General features: G+C 42.5%; 14 protein-coding genes. 12 read left to right on the forward strand and 2 right to left on the reverse strand.

Annotation, left to right across the window (positions count from 1 at the left end; genetic code table 11):
- The first annotated feature begins 88 nt into the window (after positions 1-88).
- From J663_RS16190 to J663_RS16210, 5 genes are all read left to right on the forward strand, one after another.
- The gene (locus J663_RS16190; RefSeq protein WP_002118025.1) at positions 89-1,354 is read left to right on the forward strand and encodes a D-amino acid dehydrogenase; all 1,266 of its coding nucleotides are present in this window, start codon (positions 89-91) and stop codon (positions 1,352-1,354) included.
- Between the two features lie 20 nt (positions 1,355-1,374).
- On the forward strand, positions 1,375-2,478 hold the full coding sequence (gene alr, locus J663_RS16195) for an alanine racemase (RefSeq protein ID WP_033850955.1): 1,104 nt from the start codon (positions 1,375-1,377) through the stop codon (positions 2,476-2,478).
- A gap of 10 nt (positions 2,479-2,488) precedes the next feature.
- Positions 2,489-2,848, forward strand: coding sequence for a RidA family protein (locus J663_RS16200; protein ID WP_033850956.1), 360 nt, complete (start codon positions 2,489-2,491; stop codon positions 2,846-2,848).
- 161 nt (positions 2,849-3,009) lie between these two features.
- Positions 3,010-4,449, forward strand: coding sequence for an amino acid permease (locus tag J663_RS16205; protein WP_033850957.1), 1,440 nt, complete (start codon positions 3,010-3,012; stop codon positions 4,447-4,449).
- Positions 4,450-4,819: 370 nt separating this feature from the next.
- Positions 4,820-6,253, forward strand: coding sequence for an amino acid permease (locus J663_RS16210; RefSeq protein WP_033850958.1), 1,434 nt, complete (start codon positions 4,820-4,822; stop codon positions 6,251-6,253).
- 57 nt (positions 6,254-6,310) lie between these two features.
- On the opposite strand, the gene J663_RS16215 is transcribed toward J663_RS16210, so the two are convergent.
- Positions 6,311-7,192, reverse strand: coding sequence for a LysR family transcriptional regulator (locus J663_RS16215; RefSeq protein WP_032063988.1), 882 nt, complete (start codon positions 7,190-7,192; stop codon positions 6,311-6,313).
- A gap of 166 nt (positions 7,193-7,358) precedes the next feature.
- Here J663_RS16215 and J663_RS16220 point away from each other — a divergent pair, with 166 nt between their 5' ends.
- From J663_RS16220 to J663_RS16250, 7 genes are all read left to right on the forward strand, one after another.
- Positions 7,359-8,876: a CoA-acylating methylmalonate-semialdehyde dehydrogenase gene (locus tag J663_RS16220; protein ID WP_033850960.1), complete on the forward strand. Its 1,518-nt coding sequence runs from the start codon at positions 7,359-7,361 to the stop codon at positions 8,874-8,876.
- Between the two features lie 11 nt (positions 8,877-8,887).
- Positions 8,888-9,778, forward strand: a complete 891-nt coding sequence (gene mmsB / locus J663_RS16225; protein WP_033850966.1) for a 3-hydroxyisobutyrate dehydrogenase — start codon at positions 8,888-8,890, stop codon at positions 9,776-9,778.
- A 77-nt stretch (positions 9,779-9,855) separates the two neighbouring features.
- The gene (locus J663_RS16230; RefSeq protein WP_033850970.1) at positions 9,856-11,505 is read left to right on the forward strand and encodes an AMP-binding protein; all 1,650 of its coding nucleotides are present in this window, start codon (positions 9,856-9,858) and stop codon (positions 11,503-11,505) included.
- An 11-nt stretch (positions 11,506-11,516) separates the two neighbouring features.
- Positions 11,517-12,644: an acyl-CoA dehydrogenase family protein gene (locus J663_RS16235; RefSeq protein WP_005804783.1), complete on the forward strand. Its 1,128-nt coding sequence runs from the start codon at positions 11,517-11,519 to the stop codon at positions 12,642-12,644.
- A gap of 21 nt (positions 12,645-12,665) precedes the next feature.
- Positions 12,666-13,439 carry an enoyl-CoA hydratase gene (locus tag J663_RS16240; RefSeq protein WP_005804782.1) on the forward strand — a complete coding sequence of 258 codons (774 nt, stop codon included), beginning with the start codon at positions 12,666-12,668 and terminating at the stop codon, positions 13,437-13,439.
- Positions 13,440-13,451: 12 nt separating this feature from the next.
- On the forward strand, positions 13,452-14,477 hold the full coding sequence (locus J663_RS16245) for an enoyl-CoA hydratase/isomerase family protein (RefSeq protein WP_033850974.1): 1,026 nt from the start codon (positions 13,452-13,454) through the stop codon (positions 14,475-14,477).
- A gap of 120 nt (positions 14,478-14,597) precedes the next feature.
- On the forward strand, positions 14,598-15,950 hold the full coding sequence (locus tag J663_RS16250; RefSeq protein WP_032005649.1) for an MFS transporter: 1,353 nt from the start codon (positions 14,598-14,600) through the stop codon (positions 15,948-15,950).
- Between the two features lie 89 nt (positions 15,951-16,039).
- On the opposite strand, the gene abaI is transcribed toward J663_RS16250, so the two are convergent.
- On the reverse strand, positions 16,040-16,606 hold the full coding sequence (gene abaI, locus J663_RS16255; RefSeq protein ID WP_080759772.1) for an acyl-homoserine-lactone synthase AbaI: 567 nt from the start codon (positions 16,604-16,606) through the stop codon (positions 16,040-16,042).
- Between the last annotated feature and the right edge of the window lie 35 nt (positions 16,607-16,641).

Below are 16,641 nucleotides of genomic sequence, written 5' to 3' on the forward strand. Positions count from 1 at the left end.
CCTAGATTATAGCCTGAAAAACAGTGAAATAAACTATTGAAGCAGAAATATACTAGTTAAATAAACTGGTGTGCGTGAGGGAATGGAAATGCGCGTAATTGTTTTAGGTAGCGGCGTTATTGGAGTGGCAAGTGCCTATTATCTAGCTCAACAAGGAGCTGAGGTTACTGTTCTCGATCGCCAGTCAGGTCCTGCTGAAGAAACAAGCTTTGGTAATGCAGGTCAAATTTCGCCTGGGTATTCTACTCCTTGGGCAGCACCAGGAATCCCTTTTAAAGCTGTGAAATGGATGTTCCAACACCATGCACCGCTTGCGATTAATTTAGATGGCAGCATGTGGCAATTACAGTGGATGGCTCAAATGCTAAAAAACTGTAATCCGCAAAGTTATGCTGTGAACAAAGAACGTATGATGCGCGTGGCTGAATATAGCCGTGACTGCTTACGTGAACTTAGAAAAGATACAGGCATTAATTACGAAAACCGTGCAAAAGGCACGTTGCAGTTATTCCGTAAAGAAGCACAAATGGAAGCGGTTCAACGTGACATTAGCGTGCTACAAGAATGCGGCGTAAGCTACGAATTATTAAATGGCAATGAACTTGGTCGTGTAGAACCAGCGCTGGCAAATGCACAAGATAAACTGGTTGGTGGTTTACATTTACCAAATGATGAAACAGGTGACTGTTATTTATTTACCAATGCTTTAGCTCAAATTGCTAAGGAGTTGGGTGTTAACTTCCAGTTCAACCAGAATGTAGAAAAATTGATTGTTGAAGGCGATGAAATTAAGGGCGTTCAGGTCAATGGTAAAGTTTTAACTGCAGATCGTTATGTCTTAGCATTTGGTAGCTATTCACGTGATTTCTTGAAACCACTTGATCTACAGTTACCTGTATATCCTGTGAAAGGTTATTCGTTGACAATTCCAATTGTTGACCCTGCTTTTGCTCCACAATCTACAGTGCTTGATGAAACCTACAAAATTGCGATTACTCGTTTTGACCAACGTATTCGCGTAGGTGGTATGGCTGAGTTAAGTGGCTTTAACTTAGGCCTGAATGAAGACCGCCGTGCAACATTGCAAATGGTGACTCAGGACTTGTTCCCGGGCGGCGATATGGCACAGGCGTCTTTTTGGACTGGTTTACGTCCAATGACACCAGACAGTACACCGATTATTGGCGCAACTCGCTTTAAAAATCTGTTCTTGAATACAGGTCACGGTACTCTAGGCTGGACGATGGCGTGTGGTTCAGGAAAATTAATCAGTGACATCGTATTGAATCACAAGACTGATATCAGTACCGATGGCCTTTCAATTCAGCGTTATTCACACGCGCATGCTGCATAACGGACGTTAGGAAAGTAATCATGCCTCGTCCTATTACCGCAGTCATCCACCGTCAAGCCTTACAAAACAACTTGGCGGTGGTACGCAAGGCTATGCCAAACAGTAAGGTCTTTGCCGTTGTAAAAGCCAATGCTTATGGACACGGAATTGAACGTGTTTATGAAGCGTTTAAAGCAGCAGATGGCTTTGCCTTACTTGATCTTGATGAAGCAAAACGCATTCGTGCTTTAGGTTGGACAGGTCCAATTTTATTGCTCGAAGGAATTTTCTCTCCTCAAGATTTATTTGATTGTGTGCAATATCAACTCAGTTTCACCATTCATAGTGAAGCGCAAATTGAGTGGGTAGAAAAGCATCCTTATCCAGCTCAATTTGATGTTTTCTTGAAAATGAATAGTGGAATGAACCGTCTTGGTTTTAAACCACAGCATTATGTGCAGGCTTGGGAACGGTTAAATAACTTGGCAAATGTGTCCAAGATTACGCACATGATGCATTTTTCTGATGCAGATGGCGAGCGTTTTGGCCAGCAAGGCATTGATTATCAAATCACTGCATTTGAAGAAATTATTAAAGATTTACCGGGTGAAAGATCGGTAAGTAATAGTGCGGCAATTCTACGTTATCAAGACCAGCTCAAATCAGATTATGCCCGTAGCGGCATTATGCTCTATGGCAGCTCGCCAGACTACCCGACGCATAGTATTGCTGATTGGGGCTTGCAACCAACCATGAGCTTACGCAGTGAAATTATTTCCGTTCAGTATTTAGAGCCGAATGAAAGCGTAGGTTATGGCTCAAACTTTGTCGCAGAGCAGCCTATGACGATTGGAATTGTCGCTTGTGGCTATGCTGATGGTTATCAACGTATTTCACCAACAGGTACGCCTGTTTTAGTGGACTCAGTCCGCACTCGCACAATTGGTCGTGTCAGCATGGATATGTTGGCAGTCGATTTAACAGGTATTGAAAGTGCCAAAGTCGGCAGTGAAGTCGTGCTTTGGGGCCAATCAAGTACAGGCGTCGTTTTACCTATTGATGATGTCGCAGTTTCATCCGGTACGGTGGGCTATGAACTGATGTGTGCTGTCACCGCCCGTGTTCAATTTATTAATCAGGTATAAGGAAATCCGAATGTCTAATTCAGATATACAAAAGATTAACACTAACGAAGTCATGAGCGCCGTGACTGTTTTTAACAAAGTAGTTTATCTGTCAGGTCAGGTACCTAAAAATACCGAGCAAGACGTGGTAGGCCAAACTCGTGAAATTCTTGCAACGATTGATGAACTTTTGGCATTAGCCAATACCGACAAATCTCGCTTGCTCTCTGCACAGCTCTATTTGAAAAATCTTTCTGACTTTTCAACCGTAAATGCAATTTGGGTTGACTGGTTAAAAGGGTGTGTTGCTCCATCGCGTGCCACAATTCAGGCCGATTTGGTCAATCCGGATTGGTTAATTGAAATTGCCGTGATGGCAGCACAAAAGTAATTCGTTTTTACTCCAAAAATGATGATGTATCTAACAGAAGGAAGATAGATACGGTTTATCCAGTCATTTTTGGTGAACAGATTCAGCGGCCTATGGCATACGGTTCGATTTTCGCCATAGGTTGCTGATCTTAACAAAGGAATTCAAAAAGGAATTTTAATATGACAATGGCTCGTCATTCAGATACGGAAAATTCTCCTGATCATCTGCAACGAAAACTGTCTAACCGTCATTTACAACTGATTGCTATTGGCGGTGCAATTGGAACCGGCCTATTTATGGGTTCGGGCAAAACTATCTCCCTCGCAGGTCCTTCAATCCTTTTGATCTATATGATTATTGGAGGAATGTTCTTTTTCTTAATGCGTGCAATGGGCGAGTTGCTCCTTGCAAATCTGCATTACAAATCTTTTGTTGATATGGCTCATGATCTGATTGGTCCTTGGGCTGGTTATTATTTGGGCTGGACTTATTGGTTAGGTTGGGTGCTGGTGGGTATTGCGGACCTTTCAGCGGTCATTAACTATTTAGGTTTCTGGCTACCCGATGGTGCAAGCTTCTCACCAATACAGCAAGCCATGATTAGTGCAGGTTGTGTGTTGTTTGTGATGGGCCTTAACCTACTGACAGTACGCCTATTTGGTGAAATCGAATTCTGGTTTGCCCTTATTAAGATTCTGGCGATTATTGGCCTGATCGGAGTGGGTGGCTATATGATTTTCAGCCATTTCCAAGCTCCACAAGGCGCTGTTGCAAGCATTAGTAATGTTTGGTCGCATGGCGGTTTATTCCCGAAAGGTACAGAAGGCTTCTTGGCAGGATTCCAGATTGCTGTATTTGCTTTTGTCGGGGTGGAACTCGTAGGTACAACAGCTGCTGAAACCAAAGACCCGCAGAAGAACTTACCGAAAGCGATTAATGCGATTCCGGTACGTATTATTTTGTTCTATGTATTGGCACTGTTTATTGTGATGTCGGTAACACCGTGGGATCACATTCGTGCAGACAAAAGTCCGTTTGTTGAGTTGTTCTTAAATGCGGGTATTCCGGTTTCAGCCATCATCATGAACTTAGTTGTACTTTCTTCGGTGATGTCTTCAATGAACAGCGGCGTGTTTTCAACTAGCCGTATGTTGTTTGGTTTATCAAAAGACGGTCAGGCACCTGGTGCATTTGGTCGTTTATCAAAACGCGCAGTTCCTTCAAATGGTTTGATTTTCTCTTGTACCTTTATCATGGGCGGAGCGGTGCTTCAGTACTTTGTTCCAAACACGATGGAAGCATTTACTTTGGCAAGTTCACTCTGTGTGATTCTATTCATTAGTGTCTGGAGTCTCATCATGGTGTGCTATTTACGCTACCGTAAATTACGTCCTGAATTACATGAAAAATCAACATTCAAAATGCCAGGTGGCGTTTGGATGAGTTATGTTGTTTTGGCATTCATGCTTTTCACTTTAGTTATTTTGGCATTAGAGCCAGATACATTGAAAGCTTTATACGTCAGTCCAGTATGGCTGGTCATTTTAGGTGTTACCTATCATGTGTTGTATAAACCACGTATGAAAAAACTAGGACGTGAACTCGTCAACGATCATTAAGTTTTATTAAAAAGCCAATCAATCATGATTGGCTTTTTTTATTTTTATTAGATTTTTTATCGGAATAATATTGTTTATTTTTGGATCAATAGAGCAGTTTGGAGGGTATTGGAAAAGTACATATAGCAGGATCACATGCTACACTTCGGCTAATCTGGAAACCCAGATTGATTAATTAAAATTGCCGTGAAGGCAGTACATAAATAATGTGACTTAAAAAAATCAGGACAAACGATTTATCAATTAAGGAAAAAATATACTTGAACATCTTGTCCTGAGGTATAGACTCAGCAACCCACGATATACGGTTCGTTTTTCTCCCTATAGGTTGCTGATTTAAGTTAAGCAAAATATAAAAAGGACTTCTAATATGACAATGGTTCATCATTCTGATGAGGCAAGCTCCCCTGATCATTTACAACGGAAATTAAATAATCGCCATCTACAAATGATTGCAATTGGCGGTGCAATTGGAACCGGCTTATTTATGGGCTCGGGCAAAACCATCTCCCTCGCAGGTCCTTCAATCCTCGTTATCTATATGATAATTGGTGGCATGTTCTTTTTTCTGATGCGTGCATTAGGTGAACTACTGCTTGCCAACTTACATTACAAATCATTTGTCGATATGGCTTATGATTTGATCGGACCATGGGCTGGCTATTATATAGGCTGGACTTATTGGTTAGGCTGGGTACTGGTCGGTATTGCTGATTTATCTGCGGTCATTAACTATTTAAGTTTCTGGCTGCCCGAAGGCGCCAGTTTCTCACCCATGCAACAAGCCATGATTAGTTCAGGCTGTGTACTATTCATTTTAGGGCTTAACCTTCTTACCGTTAAGCTATTTGGTGAAGTTGAATTCTGGTTCGCACTCATTAAGATTTTGGCCATTATTGGCCTGATTGGAGTCGGTGGTTACATGCTCCTCACTCATTTTCAAGCTCCGCATGGTGAGGTTGTGAGTGTAAGTAATGTGTGGTCGCATGGCGGCATATTTCCAAAAGGTGTAAGCGGATTTTTGGCAGGTTTCCAGATTGCTGTGTTTGCCTTCATTGGCGTTGAACTGATTGGTACAACAGCCGCTGAAACGAAAGATCCAGAGAAGAATTTACCGAAGGCAATTAACGCGATTCCTGTACGTATTATTCTATTCTATGTGTTGGCACTCTTTGTGGTGATGTCAGTAACACCTTGGGATCACATTCGTGCAGATAAAAGTCCATTTGTTGAGTTGTTCTTAAATGCAGGTATTCCTATTTCTGCAATTATCATGAACTTGGTCGTACTGTCTTCAGTGATGTCTTCAATGAACAGCGGTGTGTTTTCAACGAGCCGTATGCTGTTCGGTTTATCGAAAGATGGTCAGGCGCCAAGTGCATTGGGGCGTTTATCAAAACGTGCAGTGCCATCAAACGGTTTAATCTTCTCATGTATTTTCATTATGGGTGGGGCAGTGCTTCAGTACTTTGTTCCAAACACCATGGAAGCATTTACTTTGGCAAGTTCACTCTGTGTGATTCTCTTTATTAGTGTATGGCTTCTGATCATGGCATGCTATTTACGTTATCGTAAGTTGAGTCCAGAGTTACATGCTAAATCGACCTTTAAAATGCCGGGCGGGATGTTGATGGCGTATGTTGTCATTGCATTCTTCTTGTTCACTTTAGTGATTTTGGCACTAGAGCCAGATACATTAAAAGCGGTATACGTGAGTCCATTGTGGCTAGTTGTTTTAGGCGTTAGCTATCATGTGTTTTATAAACCACGCATGAAAAAACTAGGTCAAGAAACTTTTGATTAATTATTCATAATTTCAAAAAAGCCAATCGATCATGATTGGCTTTTTTATTTAGGTTCTTTAATCAACCAACAAATGCTGATATTTATCGGCTTTTTTTCGCAAATAGTCCCAAACTAACTTAATGCGTGGTTCATGTTGTAAGTCAACAAAGGTCAGCATCCAAAACGTGTGGGTAAAGCGAACTTGTTGCTCTAACACCTCTTCAAGTTCCGGTTTATCATCTGCCAAAAACTTGGGCAAAATCGCAAGTCCTGCGCCAGCACTCACCGCAATTTGTTGAGCCAAAATACTGCTGCTACGGAAGTTAGCATTCAGCTTTAAAGGTAAACGTTCTAGACAATACAACTCAGGGCTATACACCAGATCATCAATATAGTTCACAAAGCGATGTTGGGTTAAATCTTCTAAGGCTCGGATAGGCGGGTTTTGGGCCAGATAGTTTTTGCTACCATAAATTTTTAAACAATAATCTGATAATCGCGTAATGATGTAAGGGCCAGACGTAGGACGATCAATTGATACCACAATATCTGCCTCACGGTGAGAAAGCTTAATCATTTTCGGCACTGGAATTAGATCGATGGTGAGCAGTGGATATTGGATAGAGAACTCAGCCAATAACCGAGCTAAAAACGCAGTACCAAAACCTTCAGGTGTGCCAATTCGCACACGACCTTGCAAAGGTTGATGTGGTTTTTCAATTTGTAAGAAAGCTTGTTCCATTTGCTCAACTCGAGGAACCAGTGCCATCCCTTCGAGTGTCAGCTCATAACCCGTCGCTTCACGCTTAAACAGCGTTGTACCCAAAGCAAGTTCTAGGGCCTGAATCCGTCTAGCCACCGTACTGTGCTCGACACCAATAATCCGCGCAGCATTGGTCAAGGTTTTAGTCCGAGCTAAAACCAGGAAAAAATGTAGATGATCCCAATCCACTTTCATTTTTGTTGTCATCCTTGTGCATATTTGCACAACAATCGTGCATGAATTTCCGTTGGTGGTCAAAGTTTTCTTTGTTAGTCTCAATTGAAACTGAAATAAAGAAAATACGATCAAAAAGTATTTTCTAATAATTGAACACAATAAAAATATGGCCTACGGAGAGGTTATGAACACAATCCAAAAAATCGAATTGGAAACCGCTAAATTACTCATTAACGGAAATTTTATCGAATCTGAAACACAGGAATGGCAAGACATTATTAACCCTGCGACTCAGGAAGTGATTGGTCGTGTACCATTTGCAACGGTTAAAGAAGTTGACGCTGCTATTCAAGCTGCACAAGATGCTTTTGCTTCTTGGCGTCAGACCCCAATTCAGGCACGCATGCGCATCATGCTCAAGCTACAAGACTTGATTCGTGCCAACATGAAAGAAATTGCGCAAGTACTAACGGCGGAACAAGGCAAAACCTTGGCCGATGCTGAAGGCGATATTCAACGTGGTTTAGAAGTGGTTGAACATGCTTGTTCGATCGGCACTTTGCAAATGGGTGAATATGTTGAAGGTGTAGCGCGTGGTGTAGACACCTATACGTTGCAGCAACCTTTGGGTGTCTGTGCGGGCATTACGCCGTTTAACTTCCCTGCCATGATTCCACTTTGGATGTTCCCAATGGCAATCGTGTGTGGCAATACTTTCGTTTTAAAACCATCAGAACAAGATCCTTTATCAACCATGATGCTGGTCGAGCTTGCGATTCAAGCAGGTATTCCAGCGGGTGTGCTTAACGTTGTGCATGGCGGTAAAGAAGTGGTTGACCGTTTGTGTACGCATAAAGATATTAAAGCGATTTCATTTGTAGGCTCAACTGCGGTTGGCACTCATGTTTATAACCTTGCAGGGCAACATGGTAAACGCGTGCAGTCGATGATGGGTGCAAAAAACCATGTGGTTGTGATGCCAGATGCCAATAAAGAGCAAACTTTAAATGCTTTGGTGGGTGCAGCATTTGGTGCAGCAGGGCAACGTTGTATGGCATTGTCTGTTGCAGTCATGGTCGGTGACAGCAAACAGTGGATTCAAGAGCTAGTCGAAAAAGCGAAAACCTTAAAAGTAAATGCAGGCCATGAGCCAAATACTGACATTGGCCCAGTCATTTCAAAACGTGCTAAAGCGCGTGTGCTTGATTTAATTAATAGCGGTGTTGAGCAAGGGGCAGAGTTGCTACTCGATGGTCGCGATGTTCAAGTACAAGGCTATGAATCGGGTAACTTTGTCGGCGCGACGATTTTTAGTGGCGTAAATACCGACATGCGTATTTATAAAGAAGAAATCTTTGGTCCAGTTCTTTCAATTATTTGTGTAGACACACTTGATGAAGCCATTGCGCTTATCAACGCCAACCCATTTGGTAACGGGGTAGGTCTATTTACACAAAGCGGTGCGATTGCACGTACTTTCCAAAACTTAATTGATATTGGTCAAGTTGGTATCAATATTCCAATTCCTGTGCCAGTGCCTTTCTTTAGTTTTACGGGTTCAAGAGGTTCAAAACTGGGTGATTTGGGGCCATACGGCAAACAAGCTGTGCAGTTCTACACTCAAACTAAAACCATTACCAGTCGCTGGTTTGAAGATAGCCATGAAGTTGGCGGTGTAAATACAACTATTAGTTTACGTTAAGGGGATCACGGATGAATATCGCCTTTATCGGTCTAGGCAATATGGGCGGCAAAATGGCCCATAACCTACTTAAAGCCGGACTCAATGTTTATGGATATGACCTCAGTGAAGTTGCGATTCAGCACTTTGCCGAGGCAGGTGGTGTGGTCTGCGACAGCCCGCAGGCAGCAGCAAAACAAGCAGATGTGGTCATTACCATGTTGCCTGCGGCAAAGCATGTTAAGGAAGTTTACTTGGGTGAAAATGGTGTCTTGGAAGTGCTAAAAGCAGGTAGCTTATGCATTGATAGTAGCACCATTGACCCGCAAACTATTAAAGACATTGCCACTGTTGCACATAGCAAAAATATTAAAATCTGTGATGCACCCGTCTCTGGTGGAACCATTGGTGCTCAAGCAGGAACCTTAACCTTTATGGTGGGTGCCGATGATCAAACCTTTAATGAAGTAAAACCTGTACTTAGCCACATGGGTAAAAATATAGTTCATTGTGGTGATGTCGGCGCAGGTCAAATTGCTAAAATCTGCAATAACCTGATTTTAGGTATTTCAATGGCTGCTGTTGCCGAAGGTATGGCACTCGGTGTAAAGCTGGGCATCGACCCACAAGCATTGGCAGGCGTCATTAACACCTCAAGCGGTCGTTGCTGGAGCTCGGATGTGTGTAACCCATGGCCACATATTAATGAAAATGCGCCAGCATCTCGAGGTTACCAAGACGGCTTTGCAACTCAGCTGATGCTAAAAGATTTGGGTCTTGCAGTAGAAGCGGCAGGCCAAGTCAAACAGCCAGTTGTATTAGGTGGTATGGTGCAGCAGCTCTATCAGCAAATGTGCATGCGTGGTAATGCCAATCTCGACTTTTCGAGCATTATTCAGCAATCCCTGCCACAAGAGGCATAACGGTAAAGCCAAAGGATGGCTTTAAACACATTAAACCCTGTCGTGAATAACAACAAATCCGGACTGAGGGAAAAGATATGATGGATTATCAAAATGCTGCACAGACTTTCGATTTGGAAAGCACTGCAAAACTGATGTTATCAGGTTCACTTGATGCCTTAAATGCTTGTTATGAATGCTGTGATCGACACGCAGATGGCGACAAAATTGCGCTGTATTGGCAAGGAAAAGATGGACGAAAAGAGCAATATACCTTCCGTGAATTAAAAGAGTGGTCAAGTCAGTTTGCCAACTTTCTAAAATCACAAGGTGTAAAAGCAGGCGACCGTATTTCAGGGCTATTACCAAGAACACCTGAATTGATCGTGACTATTTTTGCAGCTTGGCGGATTGGTGCAGTCTATCAACCACTATTTACTGCGTTTGGTCCAAAAGCGATTGAGCACCGTATTCAGCTTGCACAAAGTAAGCTGGTGGTGACCGATATGGGCAACCGTAGCAAGCTTGATGAAATTGAAAATTGCCCTGCAATTGTGACTGTCGCCGACGCACAAGGTACTCCCCTTAAAGCAGGCGATTTTAACTTTTGGAATGAAGTAAAACAGCAGTCTGATCAATGTGATTTGGTTATGCGTAGCATCCAAGATCCTTTCTTATTGATGTTTACTTCAGGCACTACAGGGCCAGCTAAACCATTGGAAGTGCCATTAAAAGCACTAATTGCCTTTGGTCGATATATGCAAGATGCCATTGGTTTAACCGAAGAAGATTCATTCTGGAATATTGCCGATCCGGGTTGGGCGTATGGTCTGTACTATGCGATTACTGGGCCGTTATTCTTGGGTCACGCTACTTTGTTCTATGAAGGTGGTTTTAGCACAGATAGCCTATGCCAAATTGTGAAAGATTATAAAATTAACAACTTGGCAGGTGCACCAACGGCTTACCGCATGATGATGGCAGCTGATCCAGCACAAATGGCGCCGTTAAAAGGGCAGTTCCGTGTAGTGAGCAGTGCAGGCGAACCACTGAATCCAGAAGTAATACGTTGGTTTAAACAAGTGCTTGATGCTCCGATTTATGACCATTACGGACAAACTGAAGTGGGCATGGTGGTGTGTAATCATCATGGTTTAAAACATGAAATTCATGCTGGTTCAGCAGGTTTCCCAAGTCCGGGCTATCGCGTTGCTATTGTCAATGAACAAGGTGAAGAACTTCCGCCAGATACACCGGGAATTTTAGCAGTCGACATTAGCCAGTCTCCAATGATGTGGTTCGGCGGCTATAAAGAAAGTCGCAAATCGCCCTTCATTGGTCACTACTATTTAACTGGCGACACTGCTGAGCTTCATGCCGATGGCAGCATGAGCTTTGTTGGTCGTAGTGATGATGTAATCACTACATCGGGCTATCGTATTGGGCCTTTCGATGTAGAAAGTGCTTTGCTTGAACACGACGCTGTAATTGAAGCAGCAGTGATTGGTGTGCCTGATCCGGACCGTACCGAAGTGGTTAAGGCTTTTGTAATTTTAGCTGCGGGCATACAACCTTCAGATGCGCTTGCTGAAGAACTCAGCCAGTTTGTTAAAAGACGACTTTCTGCTCATGCTTACCCACGATTAGTTGAATTTGTGAGTGAATTACCTAAAACTCCAAGTGGCAAAATTCAGCGCTTTTTATTGCGTAATCAAGAAATTGCTAAACAACAAGCTAAAGCAGGGTAAAGGAAATAATAATGCAATTTACCGAAGAACAATTACTCATTCGTGATATGGCGAAAAGTTTCGCCCAAGAACAAATCAAGCCTAATGCCAGCGATTGGGATCGAGACGGGACATTCCCAAAAGAAACTCTGACTCAAATGGGGCAACTCGGTTTTATGGGGATGCTTGTTTCAGAGCAATGGGGTGGTTCAGACACGGGTAACTTAGCCTATGTACTAGCTCTTGAAGAAGTTGCGGCAGCAGATGGGGCAACCTCAACCATCATGAGTGTACATAACTCGGTTGGTTGTGTGCCTATTTTAAAATTTGGTACTGACGAGCAAAAAGAGCGCTTTTTAAAACCTTTAGCGCAAGGTGAAATGATTGGCGCTTTTGCTTTAACCGAACCGCATACTGGCTCAGATGCGGGAGCCATTAAAACCCGAGCAGTGAAAGATGGTGACGATTACATTTTAAATGGTGCAAAGCAGTTTATTACCTCGGGTAATAATGCCGGCGTCATTATTGTGTTTGCCGTGACCGACCCGAGCGCAGGTAAAAAGGGCATTAGTGCCTTTTTAGTCCCACGCGAAACACCGGGCTATGAAGTGATTCGTGTTGAAGAAAAACTCGGTCTGCATGCTTCAGATACCTGCCAAATTGCGCTGACGGATGTACGCATCCATAAAAGTCTCATGCTGGGTAAAGAAGGTGAAGGTCTGAAAATTGCTCTCGCCAATTTAGAAGGTGGACGTATTGGTATTGCTGCACAAGCAGTCGGTCTAGCACGTGCGGCGCTCGAAGAAGCAACTCGCTATGCCAAAGAGCGTATTACTTTTGGAAAACCAATTTTTGAGCATCAAACTATCGCTTTTCGCCTTGCCAGTATGGCAACTGAAATTGAAGCAGCGAGACAACTGGTTCACTACGCTGCGCGTTTAAAAGAAGCAGGTCAACCGTGTCTCAATGAAGCTTCAATGGCCAAGTTATTTGCTTCAGAAATGACTGAGCGCGTATGTTCGAGCGCACTACAAGTATTTGGTGGCTATGGCTATCTCAGAGACTTCCCAATTGAGCGCATCTATCGTGATGCCCGTATCTGTCAAATTTACGAAGGCACAAGTGATATCCAACGTTTAGTGATTGCACGTAGTCTATAAAATCAGAACAAGGAATAAATAATGCAGTGGCAAAGTATTTTATTAGAAAAGCGTAATGGGGTTGGACTGATTACATTAAATCGCCCTCAAGCGCTCAATGCTTTAAACAGCGAATTAATTAGTGAAATTAATCAGGCATTAGATCAGCTCGAAAAAGATCGTGAAATTGGCTGCATCGTATTGGCAGGGTCTGAAAAAGCTTTTGCCGCAGGTGCAGACATTAAAGAAATGGCTGATTTAGCATTTCCTGATATTTATTTAGATGACTTTTTTCATCTTGCAGACCGTATTGCACAGCGCCGTAAACCTCTAATTGCAGCGGTGAGTGGCTATGCATTGGGTGGTGGCTGTGAGTTGGCGCTGATGTGTGACTTTATTTATTGTGCTGATAACGCCAAGTTTGGTTTACCCGAAGTCACTTTAGGTGTGATTCCGGGTATTGGTGGCACACAACGTTTAACCCATGCGATTGGTAAAGCCAAAGCAATGGAAATGTGCCTTACCGCCCGTCAAATGGGCGCTGTAGAAGCAGAACAAAGTGGTTTAGTTGCACGTGTGTTTACTAAAGAAGAATTACTTGAACAAACCTTGCAAGCAGCTGAAAAAATTGCGGCGCGATCTTTAACCGCAAATATGATGCTTAAAGAAACTATCAACCGAGCTTTTGAGGTGAACCTCACTGAAGGCTTACGTTTTGAAAGACGCATGTTCCATTCAATATTTGCAACATCTGACCAAAAAGAAGGAATGCAGGCTTTTGTTGAAAAACGAAAGGCAAATTTTAAAAATCAATAAGAGATCAATAAAATGAATACAGAAAATCACTTAATGATTGAGCAACAAGCTAAGTTGGGCATGATTACCTTAGACCGTGTGACTCACCTCAACGCATTGTCTTTAGACATGATTAAAAGTATTGGTGCCCAATTGGAACTGTGGCGAAATGATGCTGCTGTTCAGGCAGTGTTAATTAAGTCAAATAGTCCAAAAGCCTTCTGTGCAGGTGGAGATATCCGCTATCTCTACAACAGTTATAAAAATGGTACAGCCGATTACAAAGGCTACTTTAGTGCCGAATATAAAATGCTAAATATACTGCGTGAATATGAGAAGCCAATTATTGTTGTGCTTGATGGCTATGTATTAGGTGGCGGTTTTGGCTTGGCTCAGGCTTGTCACATTGTGGTGAGCAGTGAAAAATCTAGATTTGCCATGCCTGAAACAGCGATTGGTTTTTTCCCAGACGTTGGTGCAACTCATTTCCTGTCTCGCCTTGATGATATTGGCGTTTATATGGCAATTACGGGTGAGCAGATTAGCAGTAGCGATGCGCTTTACCTCGATTTAATTGACTACCATGTACCAAGCGAGCAGTTACAAGCGTTGCAAGATGCTCTCGTTGAAGCGCCAAGTTTAAGCAAAGAGGGAATTGAACGCATCATTACCCGATTTATTACTCGCCCTGCCGAAAGTGAACTCAAACAATTGGCGGAAGGTATCCGTAAACACTTCGGATATCAGCATTTAGATGAAATCGAGCAAAGTCTTGAAAATGAACAAGATGAAAGCTTAAAGACTTGGGCAAGTAAGATGCTTAGTATTTTGCAACAGCGCTCATTTATTGCCAAACAAACCAGTTTGAAACTGCAACATTTAGGCCGTGGGCTTTCTTTACCACAGTGTATGCAGCTTGAACGTGATTTACAGGATATTTGGTTTGAGCATGGTGACTTTATTGAAGGTGTCCGCGCTCTCATTGTCGATAAAGACAAACAACCACAGTGGCAAGAACGTAATTCGAAATTTGAACCAATTTTAGAAAAATTGAGCTAAACCGAATTATAAAAACATAAAAAGCTTAAGGAGATAAAGCGAGACCTGAAAATGCTTATGGTCAGGGCTGGTCATAAGCATAAAAAAGATAAAACAAGAAAATCTAAAAAGGATATTACGATGCAATCAATACATGGAAACGGTTCAAATACTAAAAAGTCGTCACATCGATTAGCAGGTATCTCTAGCATGGTCGGCACCACCATTGAGTGGTATGACTTTTTTATTTACGGTGCGGCAGCAGCGCTCATTTTTAATAAGCTATTTTTCCCAAATCTAGACGCACTTACCGGCGTGCTTGCCGCATTCGCAACCTATGCCGTTGGATTTATTGGAAGACCATTAGGCGGCTTAGTCTTTGGTCATTTTGGTGACAAGATTGGCCGTAAATCGATGTTGCTACTGACCTTGATGCTCATGGGGATCCCAACCGTACTGATTGGCTTATTACCGACTTATGAATCAATTGGATATTGGGCCGCGATTGGTTTGGTTGTCTTGCGATTCATTCAAGGTATGGCAATGGGCGGTGAATGGGGCGGTGCTGTACTGATGGCCGTTGAACATGCTCCCGAAGGCGGTAAAGGGTTCTGGGGAAGCTTGCCTCAAGCCAGTACAGGTGGTGGCTTAATGCTAGCCTCAATCGCGTTGGGTCTGGTGTCGTTATTACCTGAAGAAGCACTGTTTAGCTGGGGTTGGCGTTTACCATTTCTTGCCAGTATTATTTTACTGGCAGTAGGTTGGTATATTCGAGTAAAAGTGCCAGAGTCACCAGATTTCGAAAAAGTAAAACAACAGTCTGAAGAAGTCAAAGTTCCTGCTTTACAGGTTTTTAAAAACCATCCAAAGCAACTCATCACCATTATTTTGGCTCGCGCAGCTGAGAATGCATGGTTTTATATTGCCTCAACATTTACATTGGCTTATACCACTGCACAACTTGGAATCCCACGCCAAGATATTTTATTTGCCACCATTTGCGGCGCAGCCGTCATTTTATTTATGACACCGTTATGTGGACATTTGTCGGATAAAGTCGGCCAACGCAATATGTTTATGTTTGGTCTATGCATATTGGCGCTTTACTGCTATCCATTTTTTACCATGCTCAACACAAAAGATCCGGTATTAGTTTGGACAGCAATTGTTTTAGCGATTGGCGTGGTCTTCCCGATTATGTATGCACCACAAGCTCAGCTTTTTGCGCGTCAATTTCCAGCGGAAATTCGTTATAGCGGAATCTCGATTTCGGTACAGTTGGCTGGCGTATTAGGTGGTGGTTTGGCACCGATGATTGCTACTAAATTGTTGAGTGTCGGGCAGGGTAATCCATATCTAATTATGCTTTATATTGGAAGTATGGCTGTAGTCGCAATTATATCGACGTCATTTATGCCGCGCGATTGGAGTGCTAAAACGGATGAAACTTATTATAAAAAGTCGAATTTAAATTTAAAAACCAAAATTGATTAATAGGTATTAATGTTTCTTAGTCGTATTGCTACCTGACTATATAAAAATTGGGACTCATGCCAAAAATAGTATGAGTCCCAAATAAGAAATTAAACATCAATCAAGCATGCAAACATCGCATATCCATCAATAACCATGGGTGGGCCTGCACGATGAGCACGAAAACCCGCAGCACGTAATAACCGTTCTACCCCCAGAGGAGAGGTGGTAATGAGTTGTTTTGCACCTTGTTCTCTTGCAAAGTTGATAGATTCTTGCAGAATTGCAATAGAGACGGGCGATGACACAGCTTGACTAGCTGAAGATGGCGGATTCGAGAAATCTACGGCTGAGAATCTTGATAACTCCCAAATTTCTGGTGAGCAAGGAATAGGCATTCCATTAAGTAATTGAGGAAATATCTCACCAAGTAAATAAGGTTGAGTAGTCGGTAGTAATCTGGCACAACCAATAATATTAGATTCTCTATCTTGAGCGACGACATAGGCGGTATCGATTTTGTCAAACTGATCTAGTTCTTCATTATTAGGACAGTTCAACTCCCAACCTAAATATTCAACAAATACCCTATAGCGGTAATTTTTAAATTTAGTATATAGGCCTTCTGAAAAATTATTTTGAAATCCAGCAATAACATTCATTACAAGTGCTTCCACTTATTTTTCAAGTGACTTTACTTAACAGGTGGGGA

It is taken from the genome of Acinetobacter sp. 826659, from assembly GCF_000588515.1.
In the GTDB taxonomy this organism is placed as follows: Bacteria; Pseudomonadota; Gammaproteobacteria; order Pseudomonadales; family Moraxellaceae; genus Acinetobacter; species Acinetobacter pittii.